The organism is Komagataeibacter nataicola (genome assembly GCF_003207795.1).
Lineage (GTDB): Bacteria > Pseudomonadota > Alphaproteobacteria > Acetobacterales > Acetobacteraceae > Komagataeibacter > Komagataeibacter nataicola.
In genome coordinates this window covers 64,691-90,319 of the sequence record NZ_NIRT01000013.1, presented here as the reverse complement: position 1 = coordinate 90,319, position 25,629 = coordinate 64,691, and the positions used below count along the sequence as shown (strand labels likewise).

Sequence of the window (25,629 nt, the reverse complement as noted above, 5' to 3'; positions counted from 1 at the left end):
GATAAAGTTAATATTCGTAATGCAGATTATGCTATTTCAGCAGATGGTCGTTTATATCTTGCATTGGATAATATTAAGCAGGCATCCGAAGAAGGTATTGAGTTTGATAGAATTAATATCCGTGAAGATTATGCAATATCAACAGATGGAAGTTTATATTTAGGATATGATGTCATCAAGAAAGTAGCAAAAACTAATATCAAGTTTAAATCGATTAGTATAATGAATGTGAATTATGCCTTATCAAATGATGGCACACTGTATTTTGGTGAAGATGCTATCAAAAACATACCAGAAGGTGTTGTTTTAAAAGATGTTGATATCAGCAATTGTAAATGTATAACAGTATGGAACCATAAGGTTTTAGGTAGTTTTAAAGCATCTTATAGTTGTTTAACAAACATAGGTTCAAATGCCGAGTTCGGGGGGTCTGTTGATATCATTAATACTCATATACCAGTGTGGAATCATAAAGTTCGTGGTGATTTTAAAGCATGGGGGAGTAGTTTAATAACTATTGGACCAGATGCAAGTTTCGGCGGTTCTGTTCATATTGAAAGATGTTACAATCTAACCGAATTCAATCATAAAGTTGAAGGTGACCTAATTGCATTATGTAGCAATTTAACAACCATAGGACAAAATGCAGACTTTGGTGGTTCTGTTTATATCGAAGATACCCCCTTATCCAAAAAAAACGGCATTAGTGAAGTAAGGACACCCGAAGAAAAACAGACACTAAAAGATGCCTGCAAATCTGGGGATGGTGATACGTCTTCATTCATATCCTGGATATCGGATTTCATTTTATCAGCATTTAGCCGCAGGTGATCAGTCCGAAATCTGAAACGCCCGAAGAAACACAAATGCTTTTAGATGCCTGTAAAGAACAGAATATAAAACAGGAACCCGAAGAAGAAATATATTCCATGACTATGTGAAACAATAGGTGTCATCATGATATCAAACAATTAAGCCTTTATGGTTCAGCCATAGGGCTTTTTTATCATTTAATTTTTATCAAATACGTCGCTATCTTAATGGGAAATAAAACGTCAACACATTTTTTTATTTATTATGTTCGAAATACTTGCAATTATCATACGGAATTTGATTTAATAAAGGTAAGGGGTAGTCAATGGTGATTGCTTGAATATTAAGGAGACCTGATATGAGTAAGAAGGGATATGACACACGTTCAAAATTATCTATTAATAATATAAGCCGTGGAAATTATGGTGAGTTATTAGGTGGTGGTGTTCAGGATATCATTAATTATCTAAAACCAGCATTGCCTGACACATTCTGTGATTTTGATAGCAAAGGTAGGGGGGATGCAATTAATCATGACTTATATGGATGGGATGCAGACCAGGGTGTTGGTATCATGCAAATCAGGCATGCATTCAGGAAATATAAAAACAGTTATATGACTGTTCGCAAGACTTATGTTTTGTGTGGTTTTAATGAAAATGGCGAACCATTCCGTCATCCTGTTTCAGCAGGCATTATCCACGGCGCTATCCGTCGAAATGAAACCCCTGAAGGTGTGGTCAATGCGGTCCAGTGCTGGATGTGGAAAGTTAAACCTGATGTTTTGGCGTTATCCAGGCGTCAAGGTGATGTGTTGATTGTTCCTGAAAAAACCAAAAACCCGATGAAGGGCAAGGATTGGAAGTTGCTTGGTGACACCGCAACGGTTGCTGGTACGCATATCATCGATGCAGATGAAATCATCAGTGTTGATGGAAAGCCATTTGTATATGCAAAGAACCCTGTTCTGAGACACACCAAGGGTCAACACAAGGATACCGTGGCACCACGTGCTGATGTTGATTGGTTCACAATCAGGGTTGCAGATGAAACAAGCGCATGGGACTTCAGTGAGCGGTTGGGCGATTGATTTAAACATGTAGGTTGCAAATGATTTGTAATGAATGAAAGCCTTTGGTTGATAGCCAAGGGCTTTTTTTATGTCCGATGACAGGGGAGGGGGGCGCTATCGCGCTGTAAGGCGATGCCTTACCAAAGCCCGTGGTGGTGTGTGTGTTCAAGCATGTCCTGGATGTCTGGATTTCCTGAGCGCCTGCGGCTAAATGATGACAAAAGCGCCGCATGGCGCATGAGACGAATTCTAAAAACCTGCTTGCTAACACACACATCACCGGGCCTGACCGCGATAGCGCAAAACCGATGAATGGCTTGAGTAGGCGTAACGTCTTTTTTTTGTATAATGTCGCACCGGATATGATACGCATAGCGTATCAGGAGAACGAACATGTATGCGTATTGCTACCGTGGTGGACAAATTGAATTCGGGGAAAAGATGCCCGAAGGGGCGCTACCCCTTGGCAATGATGAAGATAGCAAAAAACTGATGGATGCCGTGAGAACGAACGCCAGGCTTGCGTATGACAACAAGACCCTTCTGGTTCCAGGCATCCCCGAAGCCGGTTCGGATGATGATGCCCTCGAGGCATGGCGCTATTTCCGTGAAATCATAGAATGGCGACTGGAAGGGCGTACAGGCTTTCCAGAACGTAAGAACACAATCCAGTAGCCTGTGCAGGTCTGTGTGCCCCATTGCCCTATCGGGGGCTGGATAGGACACACAGAAGGCGTATCAGCGGTCGCCTGGCATGGCGTAGCGTCTTACTACCGGCTTATGCCCGCGAACACGTCTTGTCGTGAACCTGATTGCCTTTGTCGTGTGGTGGATGCTTTTGTTTATGCCATGATTGGCTGTTGCCACCAGCACGTAAACAATCGGTAATAAGAAAACAAATAATAAGATAGTAACAGCCATCATGACGGTATCCCCCTTTTTTAGTTAAACACTAATTATTAAGATACCGGGCAATCATGAAAAATGTTAACTTAACCTTATTTATAATTACATGCTGAGTTACTTCCTTCTTTCCTGTTGACACCATATGATAAAAGTATGTCAACAAAGGGAGAGTATTATGACAAATGCTATCGATATTAACCAAAAAGATGGTGAACATCCTGAAATCACTGATGCAAAGAAAGTTTGCGCACAACGTTTGTTTGATTTGGACGAATTAAAGACGGCAAATGACATCTTGCGTGAACACATGGAAGATAACAAAGACCGCAAGACGGCACAGACTTTATTAAAAGAACGTGGATGCTACACGGATGAGCAGGTTCGTGACTTGTGTAAGAAGAAAAAGAATTCGACAACGGGGTATCAGTTTGCACCGGCTGAGATGCGAAGGGCTGAAACACGCCTGGAACTGGCATATCAGGATGTGAAGAAAGCCATTGTCTTACATAATGGTCCTGTGACTGCTGAACGGGAAGGCATCAAGATAACAGGCACATTCCAAAAGAATGATACATATCCAAATGGAATGGGAACCATTTCCATTAAAATGGACCACGCCCCGAACAATGAAATGAGGGAATGGCTATATAAAAACCGATTTGAACAGCCCGTTCAAGACGACGCATATTCAAAACGTATGAATCCAATTCTAAACCAAGGGAAAACAGGTGCCGAAAAAGCATACAGCATGATGGCAACGGACTTCACCAGGTCATATGCCAAAGGTCATGAAGTCTATGATATCCCTGAAACCTTAAATGATTTGGTGGCATTACAAAGCCATGGATATGGTGAACAGAAACCAGATGATGATGTTCATGACTTTAGCGGTCGAAGTATCTAATAAAAAAAGGAGGGTTTCCCCTCCTTTCATGACATCGTGTTTTCCATTTTTTGTTAGATGTAATGAACTAACATGGTAGTAAGGAATAAAATAGATACTGAAACCATACTTCCATTTAAAACAACATCTTCACGTAGCATCGTTTTACGTTCCGTTATTATTTTGTAGCCATTTTTCCATAAAAAGAAAATAGCCAAAAGAATGTTAAAGATTGCAAGTATTGTAATCAGCATAATGATATCCTCCAATTTGTCATAAATATGTTTACCTTAATATGTAGAACAGTTGTAAACATACCCCCTTATTTAATTGAAACAAATACATATATAGTTCGTCAAGAATGTTATGCATTCCTGAATGCACTAAATTGAAATATCATTATTCATCTTTATTGTTATTATTCCTATGTTCATGGTATATTGAAGTAATATAGAGCAACATAGGAGGGAATTATCATGAGAACACGAACACACCGCAATATTAAGTTCAGCAATCAGCAATCAGCAATCAGCAATCAGCAATCAGCAATCAGCAATCAGCAATCAGCAATCAGCAATCAGCAATCAGGAAGGTAACACGGCGATAGAATATGTTCTACTAACATTTTTTATCGCTATTGTGATTTATGGTCTTCTTGGCATCACGGGGGTTGATTTAAAGAGTGTATATTGCACGGTGGCAAGTGACCTTGGTTCGTCTTCTACTGATTGCCAAGGTTTAAATAACAATTATTACAATTCAAAAAATAGTTCGGCATTATCTGGTTCGGACGTTTACAATTTAGCAGCTACGGTCACATCAATGTATGACTATGCATTAAGTGATAGTCAAAAGGGCGTTGAATCAACACAGAATGGCAAGACTTATAATTATGCCTTTGGTGATGAAGCACCAGTGATATCAGGCATATATAAAACTGATGGCACACCGATAACCAATGCTGATGAACTTAAAAGCGCCCTTACAGATTTTTATAACAAGATAGCAGCCAAATATGGTGACACAGTAGCCGAAGATGTGACGGACTTGAATGGAAATTATAGCCCTATATCAAGTGAACAACAATATGATGATTACCTATCGGCATCTAAAGAAGATAGCGGTATAGTCATACCGAATTCAGCAGAAAACGGAAATGGTGAACATCAATATTCAATTTCACAAAATAGATATGATGATGTTTCTATTCCTTCGCAGTCTGGAGACGAAACCTACCACTACAACACGACATCCACTGATACCTTCACTGAATCACAACAGCAGGAAGGAGGGACAACAGTTAATAGTTATGGATATGGAAATACGACCACCACACCAGACACCACTACGGTAACCCCCGGTCTGAACACCGACATGCATTAATGGCTTTTGTATTCATGCTTTTCTTTCGTTTTATATAACTAATGTTTTTTTGTTAGTTTGTGTTTATTGTTATCATTCCTATGTTCACGGTATATTGAAGTAATATAGAGCAACATAGGAGGGAACGATATGAAACGGATAGTATTAATTGCTGGTTTAACACTGGGTAGTGTTTCGGCACATGCTGATATCTGCACTGGTTTGATGTGTAATCATGAAGAACAGATGTCGGAGTATAGTAATCATAAGTTAGATAATTATGACATGTTGAAATGGTATAAGCACATTGAACATGAAAATGACTTGCTGGAGGCTATGTCAAGAGGTGAAACCAAAGACAAGGGAATACATATAGAAGGGCTAACAACTTCTAATGGAATTCCAATTCAATCTGTTGATGAGTTCAGAGCGTATTTATCGCCTTACTTTAATCATATTCAGGCATCTTATGATGGTAACATTTCAGGAATAATCACCAAGGCACCTTATATAAACAAACATCCTGCAAAACCGGGCACTGAAAATAAAATGGATGAGGCGGTTGCTGAAGCACCAGCGGTTTACGTGGCGGGCAACAGCATACCACAGGATGACAATCCTAATCATTTGCAAGGCTTTGAGTTTAAAAGCAATCAGATGTCACATATTAGGTTTGTTGTCCTATTAAATCAGGATGGAAAGGAAGGCTTGGCAATATCAAAAACAAAAGGGGGAAATTAATATGAAGAAAACAATGAATGAAGACGGAAATACTGCGATTGAATATGTAGTCATTGCCGCCTTGATTGCAATATCATGTGTCACAGCGTGGACGCTAACTGGTGGTAACCTGAACAATGTTTATTGCACAATTGCCGATGAAATTAGCGGTAGTTTAGGAAGTGCTAATTGCACGGGAGCGCACGGCAATGTCATGAATTCATCTAACAGTAAGCCGATAACGGGAAATTCTTTTGAACAATTAGACCAGGATATAGCTTATTATATAGGAGATGAATATCATTATTCAGGAATTGAAACAGGAACAGGTGGAATGCCTGCAATGTGGGATGGTTCTACGGGAACCTATAAAATTGATAATTATTATGTGTTATCTGGTATCTATAAAAAAGATGGAACGCCTGTTACATCACCTAAAGAATTAGACGCATTATATCAACAATATAAGTCGGCACAAGATGGAGCAGATTCACCTATTGTGATGACAACTGATAGTAGCGGAGAGCCTACTTATACAGTAACAGATGTGAATACGAATACTTCGGGTTGGGGTCCAGGCATATCAACTGATACGATGAAACAAGAAAACACTAACACTTATACTGGTAGTTCGCAATATGGATATTATAATGAATCACCAAATAAAATAACGGAAGATAACACAACATGGACTGATACAGAACCAGGGTTCACATGTCCATCCGGATACACAGATGGCACTGGCACCTATCATAGCGAAACATGCTGATAACAAAAGGGAGGATAACATCATGAAAACACTTTATTTAATTGCTGGCATCGTCATTGGACTTGGCGTCAATCATGGAATAGGACATGCGGCAACATGCCAGGGTATCACATGCGAACACGATAATCAGACATTGTCACATCAAAAATATCAACTTGATACGGTTGATATGTTGAATATGTATAAACAGATATATCAATCATATAGTCACTTATCGGTTGATACCAAACCAGATAAAGGCATGTCTAACTTCACGATTAATGGCTTGCTTACAGCGGACGGAAAACAAATTCACACGATAGATGACTTTACCGATTATCTAACACCATATTTCGACCATATCGAGATGACGTATGATGCTGGCACATCCAGTGTCATCATCTGGTCAAAGGCAATCGCAAAGGTTCCACGTAAACCAGGTGTTGATAGCAAACTGAATGATGCACTGAGTGAAGCCCCGAAGGTCTATATAGCGGGGGACAGCATACCATCGGATTACAATTCAAAACACCTGCAGGGCTTTGAATATGGAAAAGTGACACCAAAAATCCGGGTCACCTATCTGCTGAACCAGGATGGCAAAAATGGACTTTCGCTATCACACGAAATTAGGTGAACCATAACACACCACGCCTGAAACAAAGAATTAGGGAACCATTCACGGTTCCTTTTTTTATGTCTGGTCACCAAGGAAGGGGGCGCTATCGCGCTGTAAGGCAAAGCCTTACCAAAGCCCGTGGTGTATAATGTCTCCAGTTATTCATGGTCTGGATATCGATTCATACCTTCGGTTTTTCGTTATCGTTCACGCCGCAGGCGCTCAAGCGAAATCTTAAATGCTGATGTTATGTAGGCATTATTATCACCGGGCCTGATATGCGAAGCATCAAAAGACAATCATATAACATGACGTAACCTTATTATATTGCTGGTTGACAACCCGCATTTAATATATGCAATTATTTTATTTATTATGCTTGTAATATGTAAGGTGTTTCCTCTAACATTTAATATGTGGATAACAAAAAAGGGGGGACGTTTAACATGTCGGATGATAACATTCATAAAACAGAACAAGATTGGGAACAGTTAGTTCCCGAAGGGAAGGTTTACGGTGAACAACTGAATTCCTACGTTCTTCAGGGAAGACTAGGAATACTGGTAAGGGCGTATGCTACTTTATTTGTTAGCATATTCATGTTCTTCGCATTGCCTGGTGTGTTAATGGTGATGATGGAAAAGGCATCAACGACTGTGTTGCCGGACCCTCAGCATTACACGTCGATACCGGGCTTGGATGGCACATATTCATACAAATATGCTCAGTTAGCACAAAAACTGGATACGGCTTACCAAGGCTTGAATCATGACCAGTTCATTGTTCTCGAGCAGGCTTTAAGGTCTGATATCGATAAATATGGCATGGATTATGCAAAGTGGGAATTGGTCGCAAGTGTTCAACCACAGCCTACAATCACCATACCTGAAAAAGCATTTGAACCAAATATCGTTCAACAAATGTCAAATGGTGTTCTTATCGTCAACAAGAATAATGTTGCAGGTGTTCCGCCGGTTACATTATTGGCTTGGGTAGATGGACGGCTTGAATACGTCGCATTCAATCAAGGAATGTGTGAGGTCATGGTCGGAAACCCTATCGCTGATAAAAACCAGGAATGTGGCTCCATGTTTAATTTAGACCCTTTAGCAGTAATGGCAAAGGATACACGTAAAGAAGATAAAAAGGAGGAAAAATAATATGATGGACTTATCAAATAATACAGGTGATATACCGGGCATGTCATTATTGCACATGCCTACAATGCCACATTTAAACGTGGATTTTATAACACATCTTGGTATGAATGCAATTATTGTGATTGCCATTTTGTGCATACTTCCATTAGCAGTTAAAAGGTTCACTGGTCGTAGTGTAACAAGTTATATTATAAAAGGTTTTGCCGCCTATATTGGTTTTATGGCTTATGTTCTTGGCATGATAAATGATTTCATTATGAATATTGCCGGGAATACACGTTATATCCCTTATACAAAGGACTTGAATGAATTAGAAGACATGCTGGCTGAAAAGTATGAATTGGCACATGAAGATGGCTTAAATGATGGTGAATATGCAAGCGCATCACGTGAGGCACGTCTTGCTATTGCAAAGAAAACATACAGCGAACCAAAGTATGCATTCCTGTTTAAAACCATTCCTGACCATTTTCGTCGTTCATTAGTCTGGTATGGTCGTCTGGTTACAGGTGACGATGTTACATTATTGGCATGGCGCAAGTTTACATTGAAAAACATCAGGGCACTTGCTTACGGTTCTGTTGAAAAAGCAAACAGCATACAGGCGCGTTTCTTCGCATTCTCATTCATCTTCGGCGCATTGTTCTGGGCATATCTCAGTGGTGGCAAGATACCTACACCGACATGGGTTAATGAACCTGGTGTTGATATGACAACAGCATATATATTCCCTGTTTATAATTACCTTACAGTATTTGTATGCTTGGCAAGTCTGTTTATTGTTGCCGCGTTCACATCGGTTGCCCTAAGTCCTGTATCAACATACTTGATGTTTGTTAATAACATCAATAAATTCTGGAACAAAGCAAATGAACAACTTGCCGTTCCTACAAAAGATGCACTTGTTGTGTGGAAACATTACAGCGGCAAACTTGAAATGGAATTGAAAGAATACAACGATTCAGTTGATAAAGCGATTGCTGGTGCTACACGTGGTCAACCCGTCTATCCATTTGGTAAAGCACAAGGTGTCGCCCGTTCTGGTAGCCATTTGCATGGTCCGATGAAAGGTCAAGTCTGTGGTCAAGACTTCTTTTCCGTTCGTCAAAATAACATCGTCTTCGGTGGTACTGGTTCTGGTAAGACGGAAACAATCCTGAAACCTTACATTTATCGCTATATGTCTGCAAAAATGCCCGAAGGCTATAAATCAGGAATGTATGTCACAGACGGTAAGGGTGTTCTTTGGAAAGATATCATCGAAATGAACGTAGTTCGTTCCCGTTCAGACATCCGTGTCATCGGAACAGGTGATGGTCAATTCGGTATCAATCTTCTACAGGGCATGACACCACTTGAACTTGCTACAATGTTCGGAACAATCTTGAAACAGGTTGTCGGTGAAAGTGATGACATCTTCTGGAGTGAACAGGCAACAACAATCGTCACATACTCAGCTACCCTGGCATATACACTTGAAATGATACCAGAAGTCCATAAATGGGCTGAGTTCTCAGCTTTCCGTCCATGGTCCCTGATGGGTGTTGCTGGTATGGCAACCAATCCAAAACTTCTGGAAAAATGTGTAGCATTCCTTGAAGAAGTCATGAACCGTCTTACTATTGAAGACAATAAGTTAAACATGACCGATGACGCCATGAATGAACTTGCTGAATACATGATTACACCTGCATTCATCATCGCTATGTCTTACTGTAAGAATGACTGGGCATCGATGCCAAAAGACACACGCGGTTCCGTTATCGCAAACGTCAACGTCCTGACTGGTAAGTTCGGTTCTGCTGGTATCCTTCGTGACCGTTTCTGCACAGGTCGCTTGCCTGCAGAAGAAATGTGTGACGTTGACCACGCATCGAATGGTGGCGTCCTGATGATAAGCGTAGGTGAATCTGAATGGGGTGTTGTCGGTCGTATCGTGACTGTATGGTTGTCCACACGTTTCAAGATGCATCAGCGTAGAAAACAAAACGAAACACCAGAACGTTGTAAGAAAGAACAGGTCTTGTTCGTTGCCGATGAATTCCAGATGCTTGCTACCAGTGGTGGCGCTGAATCGGATGCTGAATTCTGGAACATTAACCGTTCCACGGGCACAATCGGTCTGGTTGCTACACAGTCTATCGTGGCGCTTGAAAAAAGACTTGGTAAGGAAACAACGCAAAACATACTGGATAACTTCCGTTCTAAGTTCAATCTTCGTTCTGAATCCAAGGAAACAAACGAATATTTCGCAAATCTTGGTGGCACAATTCTTGGTGGATATGCAGCAGAAGACACGGCATACGAAACACAAGGTCAACGTGAATTGCTGGTTCCTGATGTGGATATTACATATAACCAGCCGACAAACCTTGTTATGAAAACACATCATATACTAAGAAAATTGTTCTACTTTAATATCCATGATGCATCAGTGTTTGCACGTGCAGTAATATCATTAATTGCATTGGTTACATTTCCAATCAATATTTTCACATGTGAAGAAGTTAACCCGTTCGTCATATTCTTTATGAAACATATATTTGGAACGAAAACAAAATCGTTTAATCAAATTTATACACCATACAAATCCCAATTTGCCCGTGGTGAAGACAAGAACCTGGATGCATTGAAAGGACTTCAAGAACAGCCTGTGTTCCGTGATACAGACATGATGACGGGTTCCAATATCGCATTTGGTTTCGTTCAGGTCGCAGATAACTATGTCATCGACTTCTTTGAAATGGAAACATATTGCGGTGAAGATGATGTTATCGATGAAAATGGTCACATCGTAAGAGATGAAAACGGTGATATCGTTAAAAACGCCGCATGATATCCAAATCTAATTATTAAAGACCCCGGTATTTTTCATCGGGGTCTATTAGTATGGAAGATAGGAAACAACAAAATAGGAGAAAGATAATGGATGATGAACAAAAAAGACAAGATGCTATCAAACAGGAACAGATGGCACGTGATGAACAGATGGCAAAAGAACAGATGTCACGTGATGACATGATGAAAGATGAGGCTATCAAAAAAGAAAACATGTCAAAGGAACAGATGTTACGCGATGACATGATGAAAGAGGCAACAGAACGGTCACGTCAACTTAGTGAAGAACAACGCCAAAAAGACGAACAACGCACCAAAGACATTCACGCTCAGGAAGAATACTGGAACAAATCAAAAGACGACTTCGATAACGAAAAAACACCCTGGGATGCCGAAAAATATTTAATGGCAAAAGCAGGCGCAGAAGTTCCCGTTGAAGCATCTAAGCCTGAATCCTTAGAAGGAAAATATTCCAAGACGCCTGGTGCCGGAGCCGGTCCCGCTGATTGGGAAAAAGCCCGCATGCAGGCATTGGCACGTGACAACAACCACCAGAATGAACGCGCAGACCTTGATACCAAGGAATCCGAATTCAAAGAAAAAGGTGATGACTACGGAGCCAAGATGACCGGCATGGCACGTGAACGCGAAACAGCATCATACAAAGCAGATGTCTGGAATGACATTGCTAACAAAGAATACCTGATGCGTGGCGAAACCAAGGAATATAAGGAATACAAGCAGGAACGTGACCAGGCGCGACAAGATGCACACACACTGAATGATGCCATGGTTCGTGAACAGAAACTTCAATCAGTTCCTTTCGAACAAAAAGTAGAAATCCCGCCGCAGGCACAAGCAGAAGCACTTGCCCGATTGCAGGAAACACATAAAGCATATGCCCGGTCTTCAGATATGCAAGAAAAGAACCCGCAACTGTACGCAACAATCATGGAAGATAAACAGCAGTCACCTGATGCCATGTGGCAATCTGTGGCTGAAAACGAAAAGGCACTTCATGGTGAAACAGCAACATACAAATTAGCTATGGATAACATGCAGTTTGCACGTGAACGCGAAAACACACAGCAACAGGATGACACACAAAAACAGCAACAGCCTGAGCCAAAGATGACACCTGAAATCAAAGAACCTGAACAGAAACCAAATTCAGCATTAAAACCTGAAACATTAGATGCCTTGAAAAAGATGTCACAAGCTAATGAACAGGATGAACAAAAAAAAAGCCCCCAAGAAGACCAGGTAAGGGATAAAAAACAAGATGAAAAACAAACAACTGATAAGGAGCAGTCAACCGAAACAGAAACCGCTGAACAGAAACCAAATTCAGCACTGAATATTAATCTGTTAAATCAGTTGTCGGATAACAGTTCAAGATATCAGGAGGATAACGAAAAAATGCAAGAAGAACAGGAGCAGATGGAACAACAGACATATCATAATGATGATGAATACAGGACAATGTCATGATTAGTATTAGTGATAAAGATACCCGCTTGTCAAAACAGTGTTTTGCATACATTGACAAAAGACTTTCTATCATCGAAGAAGATGAAGAAGTGTCATCAAGTCCTTTCAAGGGGGTTACATACCCTGATGTGTTGTTTCCAATCTTCAATATGCAGGTATCTGTTATCCAGGCTGAGTATTTGGATGACATACATGTTGATGTGAATGTTGATGAACTTTTTTCTAACAAAGATGAAAAGTTACGTGATACAATAAATCAGGAACCCAGACCGGCAATGCAGGCACCGCCAAAAGTACCAAAAGTCCTGTTTTCAGCATTTGCACAGGAAAAAAAAGATATGAATGATAGTCATAAAAACAAAGATGAACCAGGCATCGATGAAGACGTGAATATCATTCCCGAAGATATGCCTGATATTGCCGAAATGACCGATTTTTCACTTAGTGATGAAGCCAAGGAGGCAAGAGAAGCCATGCAAAATGACATTCCTGATGATTTCCATGAAGGTATTCCCGAAGATGTCATGTCATCAATTCCCGACTTTCATGATGATGTCCCCGATGACATGCAGGAAAACACAGACGGGATGCCGGATATTAATGAAATCAGGGAACTGGTTTCCGACATAAAAGTAAGTTCATTAAGTGATGAAATAGCCGATTTGATTACAAATGAAGTCGATAATTCGGACAATACTTCTTTTTAATCATATGAAATAGTTTCCTTTGCAATTTGTATTATAGCCGGTAACATTAAGTGGGAGGTATTAATACAGCAAAGGAGATTTAATATGATAAAGAAGATTTTTATTGCAGTTGCTATTGCATCTATTCCTGTTAATGCACATGCTGGTGGATTTGGAAGTTTCCTTGGCAATGTTGTAAATAGAGCCGAAGATTTTTCTGTGACTGGTTTAATGAAAACCAGCAATCTATCAAGTTTCGTAAAATCCGACATTGAACGCAGAATGTCACCGCTTGGGTTTTCCGGTGAACAGCAAAAAGAATTCACGCACTTAATTGGTCATGCACTGAAAAATACAACATCTGTTTCCAGAAATGTTCACGGTATGGAGGCATTGGTTAATGTTTCAGGGAGTGGTCAGGAACCATGCGCCTATTTCGAGGCACAAGCCCGTAATTCAACCGGCATAATCCAGGTCACCGGTCAAATGTGTTTCGCTGATGGACTGTGGACGGGTAATCCACAAATTAGAACATCAGGTGGACAACAGACACAACCTGAGCGCGCTGTTGCCGCGCCTGTTTCCAGACCAAGACATCAGCAGGTTGAATCCGATAACGGTGAAAGCAAGCGTGAAAAAGCACTGGAATTACGTGAGGCAAGATTGAAGGCACGTGAACAGGAAGATGCCAAACTTGAAGAACAGGAAAAGGAAGAAAGACAAAAAGAACAAAAAGAGGAAGATTCCAAACAGGCTGAAATAGCGCAAGCAAGGGAACAGTCACAAACTGTTTTAAGCAAACCAGCAACACAGCCTTCAGGTTTCAACGCATCCACGGAAAGCACAGCACCAGCACCCGTTGCATCAACCACAACCACACAGACTGCACAACCAGCACCAGTGGCTACACCAGCCCCGACACCTGCACCTGAAAAACCAAAGCCACATCTTGACCTGAGCAACATGTGATATTTTTTAACCGACTTTTAACGTGGCTTTAACGACATTGAAACGTTATCAGGAATATTCCCGGTAACGTTTTTTTATGCCCTGATATCATAACAGCCTATGAACACCAGGCGCATAATGTGTCTTGCCAATCAGTATGCCGTTTTTTGACATTACAGACCCCTTTGATGCCTAACGGGTAATGTATGCCATTTTGCAATTCAAAGGGCTGTACGGGCATCCTGTGGTGTTTTTAGGCATGGTTATAGTCGTAGTGACATCCTGATGTGTCGTGTAAATGCCATATAAGACGTTTTCAGGGGCATTCTGTTATCAAGTGGTCCAATGTGACGGGTTAACGGGGGAATAGCACTGTATCGTCATCCTGTGGCTTTCTGGTCGTATTATCGTATCAGGGTGATGACCTGGGGTGGTGTATGGATGATTGATGACGGGGAAGGGGGCGCTATCGCGCGACAAGCCCGTGGATGGTATTTGTTTCCAGATGATGCCCTGGATATCGATTCATCCCTTCGGTTTTTCGTTCTTGTTCACGCCGCAGGCGCTCAAGGAATTCTAAATCCCTTTTTTTGATAACACACACATCCCCGGGCTTGAGATGCTTTTGCATCTCAGTGCGATAGCACCAAAGACAAGAAAATATAGTTTTCGAAATCGATTAATAATCTGAATCCACGAAAACCATTCTTAAGAGAAGATTCAGCAAATTGGCTATAGGGATTCCTTATAACCAGTTTGGTGAATTGACAAACGGGCGACGTTTGTGTAAATATTACTGTTAAAGTGTTGAAAACATTACAATAGTCAACAAGTGTTATTTTGGTGTTTTTGCAAACATCCAATTTTTGATGACTTGATGATGCCCCGGCGGGGTCCATTTTTCCAAAAAATCAGTTTTTGAACATGTTACCGTGTTCAACACGCAAACCTAAAACCGTATGTAACCTGTTGTAATGGTTATCTTTTTAGCATTTGCGTAATGCATTTGTAACGGCTTGGAAAACACACGTGTAACGGCTTTTTAACGTTAGCGGTAATTTTCTGTAATATTCCGTGAACACCCCCCTGAATGCATTTCTTGATGTCACGGGTGTTGTAGTGATTGACAACAGGGGAAGGTGTTGTTATTGATGACAACATGAAAGCGGTTTTGATGGTACGTGAACGCAACGTGGTGTCACCGACCGCGTTTGTTGAAATTGTAATATGGAAGGTTCCTGTTCCCGTTCCGGCAAGCGAACACGATTTCAAATATCGCCTGGCGTTCGTGATGAATGGTGAATGCATCATTCGCTACGATAACGAAGCAGGGAAGGGGGACCATAAACATATTGATGGTGGTGAGGTCTCATACACATTCATCAGCATGGAACAACTGATTGTAGATTTCATGGATGATGTTGAATCAAGAATGGAGGCATGAACATGAAAACGGTAACGCTTGGCATTTCATCGCTTGCAGACACCAAACGTCGCGCCCTATCAGCCCTGAAAGGCATCCAGGTAGGCGAGTTCATCAGTTTCGAAAGCATGGACCTGTTGTGGAAAGTGATGACACCAAAGCGAATGGAAATCATGGAAGCCATGACAAGCCAAGGACCAATGGCAATCCGTGAAGTCGCACGGCGCGTCAATCGTGATGTCAAAGCCGTTCATACCGATATCAAAAGCTTGATATCAGCAGGTATCATCAACAAAACAGAAAACGGATGCATCGAGTTTCCATACGATGAAATACACGTCGACTTCACACTAAAAGGAAAAAAGGCAGCCTGATATTCCAAAATATTTGGAATTTAATTCGATGCCCGGTAACATTAATCAAGTAGAAAACCCCTGAAAAGCCCTGTTGACATGCAGGGCTTTTTTTATGCCTTGTTAAATCTTTATCATATAAACCCTTACCTTCCTAAGATAAAACAGATTAACATATTTTTTTGTGTCATTATGTTCGAAATACTTGCAATTAATATATATGATTTGGTTTAATGAATGTAGGGGGCAATCAATAATGATTGCTGGAATATCAAGGGGAACTGATATGATTACATTTAAAGAAGTTGAAAAGGGTTATTTGGTTAAGGTTCCATATGAGATTAAAGATGACTTCAAGGCTATTTTTAAAACAGCAAAGTGGAGTGCTGGTGATACAGCCTGGTTTGTCGGACCACGTTCTTTAAAGAAACTTGAAAGGTTTCAGGAAGAAACCAAGGATGCGCTTGCAGAAATTGAAGCAAAGCAGGTTCTTGAAGAAGAGGCTGAATTAACACAGAAAGAAATTGATGGTGTTCTTAAATCCTTGGAATGCATATCCAATAATTTTGAAGACCTGAAAACTTCGATTGCTAAGAAAAAAGAATTATTAGAAACTTTGAATGCAAAAAGGGCTGAAATAGAAAGTGTTAAAGAAAACTTCGAAGCAGCACAGAAAGAAAATGAAAATCTTAACAAACAAATAGAAGAAAAAATCAAAGGCATCATTGATGTAAATGACCTGGAAACAGCAATTAGAAAAATGGTATGGTCTGTTAAACAAGGAAAATCAAGGGATAACAGAAGTTATTTTGAAGAAGCACAGGAAGTGTTCAAAGATGCCTCCAACAAATTAGAAGAAATTAACATGAAATCCAAAATGATTGATGACATCGCATCAGCAAACTTTAATAGAAGTTCATATGGTGACAGAGATTATGTCGGTAAATATTCAGTCAATCTTGATACCGTTATCCAATCACTGGAAGAAAATTAATATAATAAACGGGTATCTATAAATAAGTTATAGATATCCTTAAAAACAGGTCAACACATTTTTTTAATTTATTATGTTCGAAATACTTGTATTTAATATATATGGTTTGGTTTAATGAAAGTAGGAGGTCACTTCAAGTGAAGTGGTTACATAAAAAGGAGATTTGAAATGCTTAGATTTATCAATTCAAAAATAGGTGGAAATATTTTACTTGCAACAAGTTTTTTGATGGCATTGCTTGCTTTATATTTTCTGTTACCTTTCATATTTTTCATGGTGACACTTGGTGTTATTGGCATATTTGGGATTTATGTGATTGCTGATATTGGCACAAGATATCATGGTTATCAGGGAGTTCAGTTCATTTATTGGCTTGTAAATGGTGATAGCAAGGATTTGAAACTGGACATCATTAGATGGTTCTGTGGTGAAAATTATGTCAACATGCTGATTGATATTGAAAAAAGGAATGCCAAGGCACGCAAATAATATCATATGTATGTAGGCAATAAAAATAGGGGGCATTTGCCCCCTTTCTTGTGTCTATCGTCTTCTTCCATAACTACTGGATTCTGTAATATCACTACAGTCTGTGTTATCAGCCGACACGTTTCCAATTTCGCCCCTGATGTCTTCTACATATCGGCAATTATCGGCACTTACGACATCGGCTACAACTTCAATCGATTTCACTGAACTGAAATCGGCGTGGATGGATTTTGCAGACCCTTGGATGCTTTCCATGTCTTGGCATGCCATGACAACAAGCACACCGTCTATATCGGCATCTACTGATTGCAGGGCGCTACCTGTTGCATACAGGTTGCCTTTAACTGGTCGGGTCCATTCTGTAATTTCCACGCCATTGTTGATGTTCACTTTTTGGAACACAGCATCATCTGGAGCATTCATGATGTCCTGTTCGCCAAAAAACATACGTCCGTCTGTTGATATTGCATATGGTTGTTGACTGAGACGGGATGTGTCCATGTCGAATGTAGACATTTCCTTCTGTCCTTCTTTGAATTCTTTATCACTGATTACATTTGTCATTATGTCATCCTCCTTATTTGTTAACCATGATTATATGCTAACAGAAAACATGACATATTAGGTATGGGCTGTATAAGCCGGTAACATCTTAAAAAGGAAAAATATAACAAAGGAGGAACATGTTATGGTTAAAAAATCATTTAATTATAAACCATTAGAAATTAAGAAACCGAAATCATATTGTATTATGAAAAACGGGGATATGGTTGCCGGTGAACAGTTAATCAAGTGTCATCAGGATGATAATGATGTCATATGGCAAACAGTTGTCATCAATGATTGCAAACATATTTATGAATGGAACAACGATGTAGATGGTTATTTTTATGCATCAGGTAGTAGCCTGGAAACAATCAATCCAGATGCAATCTTTGGAAAATATGTCGGAATACAGAATTGTAAAATAACAGAATGGCATAATCCTGTTGATGGCATCTTCAGTGCATCAGGCAGCAAACTGGAATGTCTTGATGCTACCAAAATAAAAGGGCTGGTTTGTATATCAAACACACCACTTGCAAAAGTAACAGGTCTTAATGTTGCAGAAACAACAGAAGAAAAACAGATTATTGAAAACGCAAGCAAATGGTTGATGCAAATAAACACCAGGCATTATGAATTTGGATAATATGTGACCATATTATTTTCTATGAAATCGGTCCCCTTGAATTAGGTTTCAGGGGGCTTTTTTCTATGTCTTGTTTTCAGTGATAAGGGCGCTATCGCGCTATAAGCCCGTGGTGATGGTGAGTCTTCAAGCATTCCATGGATTTGATATCGCTTGAGCGCCTGCGGCTAAATGATGACAAAACGCCGCAGGCGCATGAGACGAAATCATAAATCATATCATATGCTAACACACATACATACCGGGCTTGATGTGCGATAGCACCAAAAGACAAACATATGTCTTGTTACCTTATCATTTAGTCGCATGGCGTTTAAATGGTGACATATGATGAATGTCACCAAATATAATCCTTTTAAAAGGGAGCGTCGCTGTGGTCTTCTTTTAAATACTCTTGCCTTTCAAGTTCATATTTTATACGTTCTTCTTTTTTCATTTCAATAATAGTTTTTACGTCTTCAGGGAACATGTATAACTTTGGTATTTTACCTTCGGTTGATGTATCGCAATCTGGATAACAAGATGTTTTTATAATTTTGCCCTGATTATAATTATCAAGAGTGGTTTCTACAATATCCTGCATTTCTTTATCCGTCACATCCCGTAAATCAGTGCCTTCGATACAGTAAGCATTTCCGTTATTTATGACATAAAACTCATTATCTTTAAGAACTACATGAAACCCTGATTTACCTTTTGAATTAAGTTCATCAGTTATTTTATTCATGAAATCAATAGCCCTTCTACTGTAATATTTGTAGTTATCATTATTACTTCTTGCAATTTCAATGTAATCTTTTACAATTGCCTTAAAATTGCTTTCCATATGCTCTATGTTAATCCTTTCTTTAAAATCTTCTACCAAAACATACCCTTCGTATTCAATGGCAAGAATGATATTGTCATCCTTTATCGCCACATTGATATCATCAAGTTTGACAAACCTGATATCAGAAGGAAGAGGGTAAATATCATATAGTTTTGTAAGTCTTACAGCCTTGCCTAATGTTATAACACCATATCTAAACAGGTCATAATTCCAGTCATAATGGAACATGTTATTAAGAATGCTCATGTCATCTGAATTACTCATTTTCAATCTCCTTTAAAATTAATTAGTAGTCGTAATAAGGTGCGCTTTTGATACCTTAATGTTTGTTACCATTTAACCGTAGGTAATAAGAAAAATAGACATCATACCTACAGCTATATGATAACACACACTATCACCGGGCTTGATGCGATAGCATCAGTGCGATAGCACCAAAAGACAAACCTAAAAACTTTATGCAGCCATATGATATTCCATAAGACTATCCGTGTATGTTTTTAAATCTGCATTATAAACATCAAGAATATCAAAACAGGTATCAAGCTGTTCAACGTAATACATAATTAACTTATGCATTCGCTTTGAATAATCCATATCCGCTTTGATGAACTTACGTTCGCCACCCCTTAAGGTTTTAATATGCAATTCCTGAAATCTTACACATTTTATGAAAAACATCAGGCTTGATTCTATTCCATAATCTACCGTAGTTAATGGAGTAGAAGAACTTCCAGGATTTATATTGGCGACAATTGTATCATCACTAATCAAATCTGGATACATGAATAGACCACCGTTATTCAATTCCATATATTTCCAATGCAATGTATGATAAGAAGGGCTAACTAATTGCATTAGTTTTTTTACGAAAATCATATGTTCAATTAGGTCGTTTCCACGAATGTTGAAAAAGTCCCGTTCAAACTGGATACGCTTATCATCAGGAACCATAGTTGCCTGTATGCGACCATTGGATTTGTTCATGTGTAATCTCCTTATGTTGCTACGATTTCACACCATGTGAACCGTTTAGCCGGGAATTGCTCCCGTCAAAGTCTTCCATGTTTAAGTAATGCTTATGAAAGATTTTGATGGAGGCAACTTGTGCCCTTGTTTTTGAAATACAAGACTTCATGTAAACAAGAGCAGGGAAGGGGATACGTTATCTATTCTCAAAAATACGTATGATGTCATCCCGATGCGGAATGCTGTTCGCAAACTCAATGAGCTTTGCTAATTGTTCACCAGTCCTGGATGCCACACCATGCGCCATAGCCCTGGTCATCATGTCCGAGGTCGTGTCAATTACACTGATAGCCTGGTCATAAGCCCCCTTTTGAAACTCAATGCAGGCAATCAAACCGGCAATGACCGGGGGGATGACACCATTATAATGTTTGACGACAAAAGGTACATGGTCATCATCATCATCGATGTTCGGCGTCATCAGCAAAGCACCATTGCTGAGACGTAGGCAATCCCAGAAGATGTCTTTGTCACCTTCTTCAAGAGGATTGTCCATATTCACATCATCAGGAAGACATCCACCAAAGAACTCAATGATGAAATCATCCCTGTCTTCGTCAAAACAGATTTCATCTATTTCAATTGCATCCTGAGAAACCATGACATCTTTAAACATGTCACTAATAGATATATCCATGTTAATAGTTCTCCCTTATTAATTATGAAAAAGTCACCATGACCATTCCCCTTTGCGGATGTCCAAAAAAACCTTGAACACTCCAATTTAATAGATTACGGTAACTATATTCCCCTGATATCCTGGATATCACCGGGAACCTCCTATGTTGTGTTTTCCTCACACAGCAGAAGTTGTTACCTGGGGACATGGCGTCCTTCCACCTTGCCATGTCCCCCCCTTTGATACGGGGACCGTATCCATTCCACCTGACATCATTGAGCACTTCACAGGTAACCAAATATCAGTTCAGGCTGGTATGTTTACGGTCGTCCGTTGTTTGTTATCCCATAGCCCCCCTTTCATCCTCACTGGCATCTATCAGTCAACCATTTGACTAACTTGTTCCGTGAGAGAGAGACCGTTATGAATTAAGTTATGTCATCTGTCAAGCGAAATCTTCCTGAAATCTAAACTTTTTTATCATTTGATGACATTTAACATATTAAGGTTATGGAACCTTATTTGATGATAAGGTTTTATAAAAAAAGTTCTTGAGCAATCTCAAGGACTTAGGTTAATGTCGAAGGTTTTGTTAGATTTCATCGATTGACAATTAACCGAAACCCTCCCTATATCTAAATCACTGATACCGGTTTAGACACTTAGGAGGGTTCCATATGTTTAATAACCTTGATGGCTTGGATTTCACGGGCAACACCAAAGCCGGTATGCAGACAATCCAGTATATGGGGTCGAAAGCCAAACTGGTTGATTTCATCGAAAACGCCATGGACTGGTATTTTGGAAATGTCGTCCATGACACCAATGTTCGCACATTCTTTGATGCCTTTTCCGGGAGCGGTAGGGTCGCTTATCACTTCCATGACCGGTTCAAGGTCATCACCAATGATAAGCAAACATTCACAAAGGTCATCTGTGATGCCTACATGTGCAATCAGTCATCACCGGCATTCTACAAGCCGTTCATCGATGCCCTGAATTCAATCAAAGCATCCGATTACGAAAGCCTGAGATATGAAGGGCTGGTGGACGGTTTCTTCGTTGATAACTATTCCACCGATTATAACAACGGTAGCGCAGTCGGGGATGACGGGTTTAATAAAATCTGGATAACTGATAACGCCAAAATCATCGAAATCGCCCGTAATCTAATTGATTGCTGGTTCGATGAAGGCAAACTGGATGATATCCAAAAAAATGTTCTGCTGCTAACACTGATGCTTGCCGTTAGCAAAGTGTCTAACATCGTCGGACATCAAAACGGATATCTAAAAAATTGGTCGTCAAATACCAAAAAAGATATCGTGTTCATCCTTCCTGAACTGGATACACACCACACCTTCAATCATGAAAACATGACTGGAGATGTCTTCGAAAACGGTAAGGTGTCATGCGACATCGCATACTTTGACCCCCCGTATGGCACGAACAATGTCAAAATGAGCGCAAGCGTTCGTTATTCGTCGTTCTATCACCTGTGGAACACACTGGTCGAAAATAGCCGTCCTGAACTGTTCGGGAAAACCATGAAACCCGTTAACACCAAAGGATACACGGAACCGCTGGAACGCAATCACAAGGAAGACGTGATTCCAAAGTTCATCCGCCTGATTGAAAACACCAAGGCAAAATACGTCATGTTTTCATATTCGAACAAAAGCCTTCTAACCGTGGATGATTTCCGGTTTGTGTTCGAGCAGGCAGGTTGCGATATGAAAACCTTCAGGCTGTTTGTCAAAGGACACGCGATGAATTCACAGAATGTCATTGCACGAAAGGACGGGAACACCATTGAACGCGAAAACGATGAAGATGACCTGGTGGAGTACGTCTTCATGGCACGCAAGAAGGCACGACATATCCGTGTGACGAACCCGAACATCAACGATGCCCGTAACGACAACGAGGTCATCCAGGTCATCGAAAACTATCTGGATGGCGATAACAGCACATACACGGTGCCGCAGGCACCATACGTCATCCATGATGACCAGATTGTGCCGGTCGATTTCACATCCTTCACCAAGGCGGCATAATCACATACGAGTAGGCATCATGACCCGTGACATATGATGGTGTCTTGATAAAATCAGGGCACCAGTCCGGTCCAGCCACCACGCATCCGATTATGTCATAATCTTTTTTATGCCAACATATTCCCGCTGGTCGATGAAATCCTAAAACAGACTTCCTATGAGGTCTATGGAATGCCTGAACCTGCTGTTGACCAGGTGTATGTCTGAAGGCTGTGTACCGCACGCCTGGCACCTGAACCGGGATATTACGTCCTTCACCTGGATATCGGTTCCAAGACGCTCACACAGGTTCCTGACGGGCAAATTGCGTGACACCCTGCATTGTGGGCATCGTAGCCTGAAATGCCATTCAGGCGCATAGAAACCAAGCCCGGTCATCATAAGATGTTTGCGTTCTTCGATGTATGATGCCCGTGAACGATTGTGTGCCATGGCACGATATTAGAACACTTTTTGTTCTCATAAAATTCAAAACCGCCGGCGTTCGATATGAACACTGACGGTTGCTGGTTTCATTCATCGTGACCGGTCACTTCTTCCTGCGAACACGCCTGATGATGACTGGTTGCTTGCATATATAATGTGTCGGAAACAGTAATTTTAACTTTTGTGGGTTTTGCCACGGAAAAATATATCGCATCAGGTCTTTGATTTTTCTGTCATCTTCAAGATTGACACAGAAATCATCGTCTTCAATCCCGATGGCTGGAAACAGTTTTTCCTTGGTCATGATTTGAAAGATAAGTTTGTTGAAGTCTTCTAATAGCAAAAAGACCCGTAAATTATCATCATGAATAGCCATTAATATTTCTTCCGGCAATGACCAGCTATTTTTAGGTATCAGTTCACAAAAGGCATTGTTCAGGAATATTGAAGTGTCTTGATGCGACATCATGTTAATATACAACATATTACATGCTTGCACTTTTGCCTTGTGTGATAACAATTCAATCCACCTTTTGTCACCATAATGAATGACATTCCTATGTGTTCTTAATCTATGCCTTCTAAATTCATCCCCCTTGAATTCACCAGGTTGTTTTAAATATTCATCTAACATGTTCATACCCCCCCCTTTATTGATATCCATATATTCAGTTTACCGGGAATAATGTCTTATTCCTATGTTATCGAGTAATTATCTATCATGATGATGTTTGTTTTATTACCGGGGGGCTGTTAACATTAATGATGTTGTAACAGGTTGTTATACACAGCATAACAGGGAGGATATTAATTATGGCTAAAACAATGATTAAATATGAAGATGGTTCCGAATGGAATCAAACACTTGTTCCGGATGAATTGAAAAGTTACTTTGCAAGACCAGGAACTTATGATGCATATGATTGCTTTTATAACTTGGTTGATAAAGACGGAAACACACAAGTTAGTGTAAAATATGAAATTAAAGAAGACTACATTTCGAACATGTCATTTTTGAACAAGGATGATAAATGTATTCCAATGGTGGAAGACTTTGTTAATCAGTTAAACCCTGGTCACATATCAAACGTAGATTATGCGATATCCGAAGACGGAATATACTACGTTGGCATGGATAGTATTAAACAGGCATCCGAGAATAGCATAAGACTTGATAAAGTTTATATGAAAGAAAGTTTTGCTATTTCCAAAGAAGGCAAATTATATGTCGGGGATGAAGAAATTAAACATGCATACATGAACAATGTAAAGTTTGACGACATAAGAATAAAAGAAAATGAGTATTGCGATTATGTGGATTATGTTTATGCACTTGCAGAAGATGGCACATTATATATTAATGGAGATGACATCAAAAACATTCCTGATGATGTTGTATTAAAATACGTTTTTATCGCAGATTGCGATATTTCAGAGTGGAACCATAAGGTAACCAGAACTTTTTATGCACATTACACACCATTAGAAACCATAGGACCAAATGCCGAGTTTGGTGGTTATGTTATTATAAGAAATACACCATTATCCGACAAAATCGGCATGTATGTAATCGAAACCCCCGAAGAAAAAAAAGCCTTCATGGATGCTATCAAATCTATGGATTCAAAACAGGAACCTGAACAGACACCTGAACCTGAAGAAGAATATTCCATGAAGATGTAAAAAAAACAGGTATCATCATGATATCAAACAATTAAGCCTTATGGTTGTGATGACCAAGGGCTTTTTTTATGTCTGGTGACCAGGTGTGGCGCTATCGCGCTGATAAGCCCGTGGTGAGTGTGTGTCTTCAATCATTCATGGTCTGGATATCGCTTGAGCGCCTGCGGCGTGAATGATGACAAAAGCGCCGCATGGCGTATGAGCCGATATCAATCCCCTACCCTACCTGATAACACACACATTATACGGGCCTGATATGCGATAGCATCAAAAACCAATCATATGTTAT

At 40.0% G+C, this 25,629-nt stretch carries 26 protein-coding genes; 20 read left to right on the top strand and 6 right to left on the bottom strand.

Annotated elements, in window-relative coordinates; translation table 11 throughout:
* The 3 genes from CDI09_RS18145 to CDI09_RS09260 all read left to right on the top strand — a co-directional run.
* On the top strand, positions 1-831 hold an 831-nt coding region (locus CDI09_RS18145), incomplete at its 5' end, for a hypothetical protein (RefSeq protein ID WP_170120489.1).
* 340 nt (positions 832-1,171) lie between these two features.
* Complete coding sequence (locus CDI09_RS17725) at positions 1,172-1,903, top strand: hypothetical protein (RefSeq protein WP_146220862.1); 732 nt, start codon at positions 1,172-1,174, stop codon at positions 1,901-1,903.
* Positions 1,904-2,278: 375 nt separating this feature from the next.
* Positions 2,279-2,560 (top strand): hypothetical protein, encoded by a 282-nt coding sequence (locus CDI09_RS09260; RefSeq protein WP_078528390.1) that lies wholly within the window; start codon positions 2,279-2,281, stop codon positions 2,558-2,560.
* Between the two features lie 63 nt (positions 2,561-2,623).
* Here the strand turns inward: CDI09_RS09260 and CDI09_RS18140 are convergent, their stop codons facing one another.
* A complete protein-coding gene (locus CDI09_RS18140; protein WP_170120488.1) occupies positions 2,624-2,809 on the bottom strand; it encodes a hypothetical protein in 186 nt (61 codons plus the stop codon).
* A gap of 157 nt (positions 2,810-2,966) precedes the next feature.
* Here CDI09_RS18140 and CDI09_RS09255 point away from each other — a divergent pair, with 157 nt between their 5' ends.
* The 14 genes from CDI09_RS09255 (at position 2,967) to CDI09_RS09195 (ending at position 17,505) form a co-directional block, all read left to right on the top strand.
* The gene (locus CDI09_RS09255) at positions 2,967-3,695 is read left to right on the top strand and encodes a hypothetical protein (RefSeq protein WP_146220861.1); all 729 of its coding nucleotides are present in this window, start codon (positions 2,967-2,969) and stop codon (positions 3,693-3,695) included.
* Between the two features lie 675 nt (positions 3,696-4,370).
* Positions 4,371-5,057 carry a hypothetical protein gene (locus CDI09_RS18445; protein WP_151892044.1) on the top strand — a complete coding sequence of 229 codons (687 nt, stop codon included), beginning with the start codon at positions 4,371-4,373 and terminating at the stop codon, positions 5,055-5,057.
* A 129-nt stretch (positions 5,058-5,186) separates the two neighbouring features.
* A complete protein-coding gene (locus tag CDI09_RS09245; protein WP_146220860.1) occupies positions 5,187-5,777 on the top strand; it encodes a hypothetical protein in 591 nt (196 codons plus the stop codon).
* A 1-nt stretch (position 5,778) separates the two neighbouring features.
* Positions 5,779-6,525 carry a Flp family type IVb pilin gene (locus CDI09_RS09240; RefSeq protein WP_110571271.1) on the top strand — a complete coding sequence of 249 codons (747 nt, stop codon included), beginning with the start codon at positions 5,779-5,781 and terminating at the stop codon, positions 6,523-6,525.
* The gene (locus CDI09_RS09235) at positions 6,491-7,141 is read left to right on the top strand and encodes a hypothetical protein (protein WP_078528397.1); all 651 of its coding nucleotides are present in this window, start codon (positions 6,491-6,493) and stop codon (positions 7,139-7,141) included. The genes CDI09_RS09240 and CDI09_RS09235 overlap by 35 nt, the downstream gene beginning before the upstream one ends.
* A 428-nt stretch (positions 7,142-7,569) precedes the next feature.
* Positions 7,570-8,283 carry a hypothetical protein gene (locus CDI09_RS09230; RefSeq protein WP_078528399.1) on the top strand — a complete coding sequence of 238 codons (714 nt, stop codon included), beginning with the start codon at positions 7,570-7,572 and terminating at the stop codon, positions 8,281-8,283.
* A 1-nt stretch (position 8,284) separates the two neighbouring features.
* A complete protein-coding gene (locus CDI09_RS09225) occupies positions 8,285-11,119 on the top strand; it encodes a type IV secretory system conjugative DNA transfer family protein (RefSeq protein WP_110571269.1) in 2,835 nt (944 codons plus the stop codon).
* Positions 11,120-11,208: 89 nt separating this feature from the next.
* Entirely contained in the window at positions 11,209-12,612 is a 1,404-nt protein-coding gene (locus CDI09_RS09220; RefSeq protein ID WP_110571268.1) for a hypothetical protein, read from the top strand.
* Positions 12,609-13,319 (top strand): hypothetical protein, encoded by a 711-nt coding sequence (locus tag CDI09_RS17720; RefSeq protein ID WP_146220859.1) that lies wholly within the window; start codon positions 12,609-12,611, stop codon positions 13,317-13,319. The genes CDI09_RS09220 and CDI09_RS17720 overlap by 4 nt, the downstream gene beginning before the upstream one ends.
* An 84-nt stretch (positions 13,320-13,403) precedes the next feature.
* A complete protein-coding gene (locus tag CDI09_RS17715; RefSeq protein ID WP_146220858.1) occupies positions 13,404-14,267 on the top strand; it encodes a hypothetical protein in 864 nt (287 codons plus the stop codon).
* 1,102 nt (positions 14,268-15,369) lie between these two features.
* Positions 15,370-15,690: a toxin-antitoxin system TumE family protein gene (locus CDI09_RS09210; RefSeq protein WP_249034012.1), complete on the top strand. Its 321-nt coding sequence runs from the start codon at positions 15,370-15,372 to the stop codon at positions 15,688-15,690.
* Between the two features lie 2 nt (positions 15,691-15,692).
* Complete coding sequence (locus tag CDI09_RS09205) at positions 15,693-16,043, top strand: HVO_A0114 family putative DNA-binding protein (RefSeq protein ID WP_078528453.1); 351 nt, start codon at positions 15,693-15,695, stop codon at positions 16,041-16,043.
* Between the two features lie 235 nt (positions 16,044-16,278).
* Positions 16,279-17,016, top strand: a complete 738-nt coding sequence (locus tag CDI09_RS09200; RefSeq protein WP_146220857.1) for a hypothetical protein — start codon at positions 16,279-16,281, stop codon at positions 17,014-17,016.
* Positions 17,017-17,184: 168 nt separating this feature from the next.
* Entirely contained in the window at positions 17,185-17,505 is a 321-nt protein-coding gene (locus CDI09_RS09195) for a hypothetical protein (RefSeq protein WP_110571267.1), read from the top strand.
* A 54-nt stretch (positions 17,506-17,559) separates the two neighbouring features.
* Here the strand turns inward: CDI09_RS09195 and CDI09_RS17710 are convergent, their stop codons facing one another.
* A complete protein-coding gene (locus CDI09_RS17710) occupies positions 17,560-18,069 on the bottom strand; it encodes a hypothetical protein (RefSeq protein ID WP_078528423.1) in 510 nt (169 codons plus the stop codon).
* 124 nt (positions 18,070-18,193) lie between these two features.
* Here CDI09_RS17710 and CDI09_RS17705 point away from each other — a divergent pair, with 124 nt between their 5' ends.
* A complete protein-coding gene (locus tag CDI09_RS17705; protein ID WP_146220856.1) occupies positions 18,194-18,697 on the top strand; it encodes a hypothetical protein in 504 nt (167 codons plus the stop codon).
* A gap of 355 nt (positions 18,698-19,052) precedes the next feature.
* On the opposite strand, the gene CDI09_RS09190 is transcribed toward CDI09_RS17705, so the two are convergent.
* The 3 genes from CDI09_RS09190 to CDI09_RS09180 all read right to left on the bottom strand — a co-directional run bounded on the left by CDI09_RS09190 (position 19,053) and on the right by CDI09_RS09180 (position 21,192).
* Positions 19,053-19,790 (bottom strand): hypothetical protein, encoded by a 738-nt coding sequence (locus tag CDI09_RS09190; protein ID WP_078528426.1) that lies wholly within the window; start codon positions 19,788-19,790, stop codon positions 19,053-19,055.
* A gap of 192 nt (positions 19,791-19,982) precedes the next feature.
* Complete coding sequence (locus CDI09_RS09185; RefSeq protein ID WP_078528429.1) at positions 19,983-20,513, bottom strand: hypothetical protein; 531 nt, start codon at positions 20,511-20,513, stop codon at positions 19,983-19,985.
* Positions 20,514-20,691: 178 nt separating this feature from the next.
* Positions 20,692-21,192: a hypothetical protein gene (locus CDI09_RS09180; RefSeq protein WP_078528432.1), complete on the bottom strand. Its 501-nt coding sequence runs from the start codon at positions 21,190-21,192 to the stop codon at positions 20,692-20,694.
* A gap of 659 nt (positions 21,193-21,851) precedes the next feature.
* On the opposite strand from CDI09_RS09180, the gene CDI09_RS09175 reads away from it, so the two are divergent.
* Positions 21,852-23,231, top strand: coding sequence for a DNA adenine methylase (locus tag CDI09_RS09175; protein ID WP_078528435.1), 1,380 nt, complete (start codon positions 21,852-21,854; stop codon positions 23,229-23,231).
* A 529-nt stretch (positions 23,232-23,760) separates the two neighbouring features.
* On the opposite strand, the gene CDI09_RS17700 is transcribed toward CDI09_RS09175, so the two are convergent.
* Positions 23,761-24,321 (bottom strand): hypothetical protein, encoded by a 561-nt coding sequence (locus tag CDI09_RS17700; protein ID WP_146220855.1) that lies wholly within the window; start codon positions 24,319-24,321, stop codon positions 23,761-23,763.
* A gap of 149 nt (positions 24,322-24,470) precedes the next feature.
* On the opposite strand from CDI09_RS17700, the gene CDI09_RS09165 reads away from it, so the two are divergent.
* Entirely contained in the window at positions 24,471-25,340 is an 870-nt protein-coding gene (locus CDI09_RS09165) for a hypothetical protein (RefSeq protein ID WP_146220854.1), read from the top strand.
* Positions 25,341-25,629 lie beyond the last annotated feature (289 nt).

What these genes read in the sequence shown, in the direction of transcription:
- CDI09_RS09220 (WP_110571268.1), top strand. Translation starts at nt 11,209, where the DNA reads ATGGATGATGAACAAAAAAGACAAGATGCTATCAAACAGGAACAGATG.
- CDI09_RS18140 (WP_170120488.1), bottom strand. Translation starts at nt 2,809, where the DNA reads ATGATGGCTGTTACTATCTTATTATTTGTTTTCTTATTACCGATTGTT.
- CDI09_RS09230 (WP_078528399.1), top strand. Translation starts at nt 7,570, where the DNA reads ATGTCGGATGATAACATTCATAAAACAGAACAAGATTGGGAACAGTTA.
- CDI09_RS09200 (WP_146220857.1), top strand. Translation starts at nt 16,279, where the DNA reads ATGATTGCTGGAATATCAAGGGGAACTGATATGATTACATTTAAAGAA.
- CDI09_RS17720 (WP_146220859.1), top strand. Translation starts at nt 12,609, where the DNA reads ATGATTAGTATTAGTGATAAAGATACCCGCTTGTCAAAACAGTGTTTT.
- CDI09_RS17705 (WP_146220856.1), top strand. Translation starts at nt 18,194, where the DNA reads ATGGTTAAAAAATCATTTAATTATAAACCATTAGAAATTAAGAAACCG.
- CDI09_RS09165 (WP_146220854.1), top strand. Translation starts at nt 24,471, where the DNA reads ATGGCTAAAACAATGATTAAATATGAAGATGGTTCCGAATGGAATCAA.
- CDI09_RS09190 (WP_078528426.1), bottom strand. Translation starts at nt 19,790, where the DNA reads ATGAGTAATTCAGATGACATGAGCATTCTTAATAACATGTTCCATTAT.
- CDI09_RS09245 (WP_146220860.1), top strand. Translation starts at nt 5,187, where the DNA reads ATGAAACGGATAGTATTAATTGCTGGTTTAACACTGGGTAGTGTTTCG.
- CDI09_RS09205 (WP_078528453.1), top strand. Translation starts at nt 15,693, where the DNA reads ATGAAAACGGTAACGCTTGGCATTTCATCGCTTGCAGACACCAAACGT.
- CDI09_RS17715 (WP_146220858.1), top strand. Translation starts at nt 13,404, where the DNA reads ATGATAAAGAAGATTTTTATTGCAGTTGCTATTGCATCTATTCCTGTT.
- CDI09_RS09260 (WP_078528390.1), top strand. Translation starts at nt 2,279, where the DNA reads ATGTATGCGTATTGCTACCGTGGTGGACAAATTGAATTCGGGGAAAAG.
- CDI09_RS17725 (WP_146220862.1), top strand. Translation starts at nt 1,172, where the DNA reads ATGAGTAAGAAGGGATATGACACACGTTCAAAATTATCTATTAATAAT.
- CDI09_RS09255 (WP_146220861.1), top strand. Translation starts at nt 2,967, where the DNA reads ATGACAAATGCTATCGATATTAACCAAAAAGATGGTGAACATCCTGAA.
- CDI09_RS09175 (WP_078528435.1), top strand. Translation starts at nt 21,852, where the DNA reads ATGTTTAATAACCTTGATGGCTTGGATTTCACGGGCAACACCAAAGCC.
- CDI09_RS17700 (WP_146220855.1), bottom strand. Translation starts at nt 24,321, where the DNA reads ATGGATATCAATAAAGGGGGGGGTATGAACATGTTAGATGAATATTTA.
- CDI09_RS09225 (WP_110571269.1), top strand. Translation starts at nt 8,285, where the DNA reads ATGATGGACTTATCAAATAATACAGGTGATATACCGGGCATGTCATTA.
- CDI09_RS09235 (WP_078528397.1), top strand. Translation starts at nt 6,491, where the DNA reads ATGGCACTGGCACCTATCATAGCGAAACATGCTGATAACAAAAGGGAG.
- CDI09_RS17710 (WP_078528423.1), bottom strand. Translation starts at nt 18,069, where the DNA reads ATGACAAATGTAATCAGTGATAAAGAATTCAAAGAAGGACAGAAGGAA.
- CDI09_RS09240 (WP_110571271.1), top strand. Translation starts at nt 5,779, where the DNA reads ATGAAGAAAACAATGAATGAAGACGGAAATACTGCGATTGAATATGTA.
- CDI09_RS09195 (WP_110571267.1), top strand. Translation starts at nt 17,185, where the DNA reads ATGCTTAGATTTATCAATTCAAAAATAGGTGGAAATATTTTACTTGCA.
- CDI09_RS09185 (WP_078528429.1), bottom strand. Translation starts at nt 20,513, where the DNA reads ATGAACAAATCCAATGGTCGCATACAGGCAACTATGGTTCCTGATGAT.
- CDI09_RS09180 (WP_078528432.1), bottom strand. Translation starts at nt 21,192, where the DNA reads ATGGATATATCTATTAGTGACATGTTTAAAGATGTCATGGTTTCTCAG.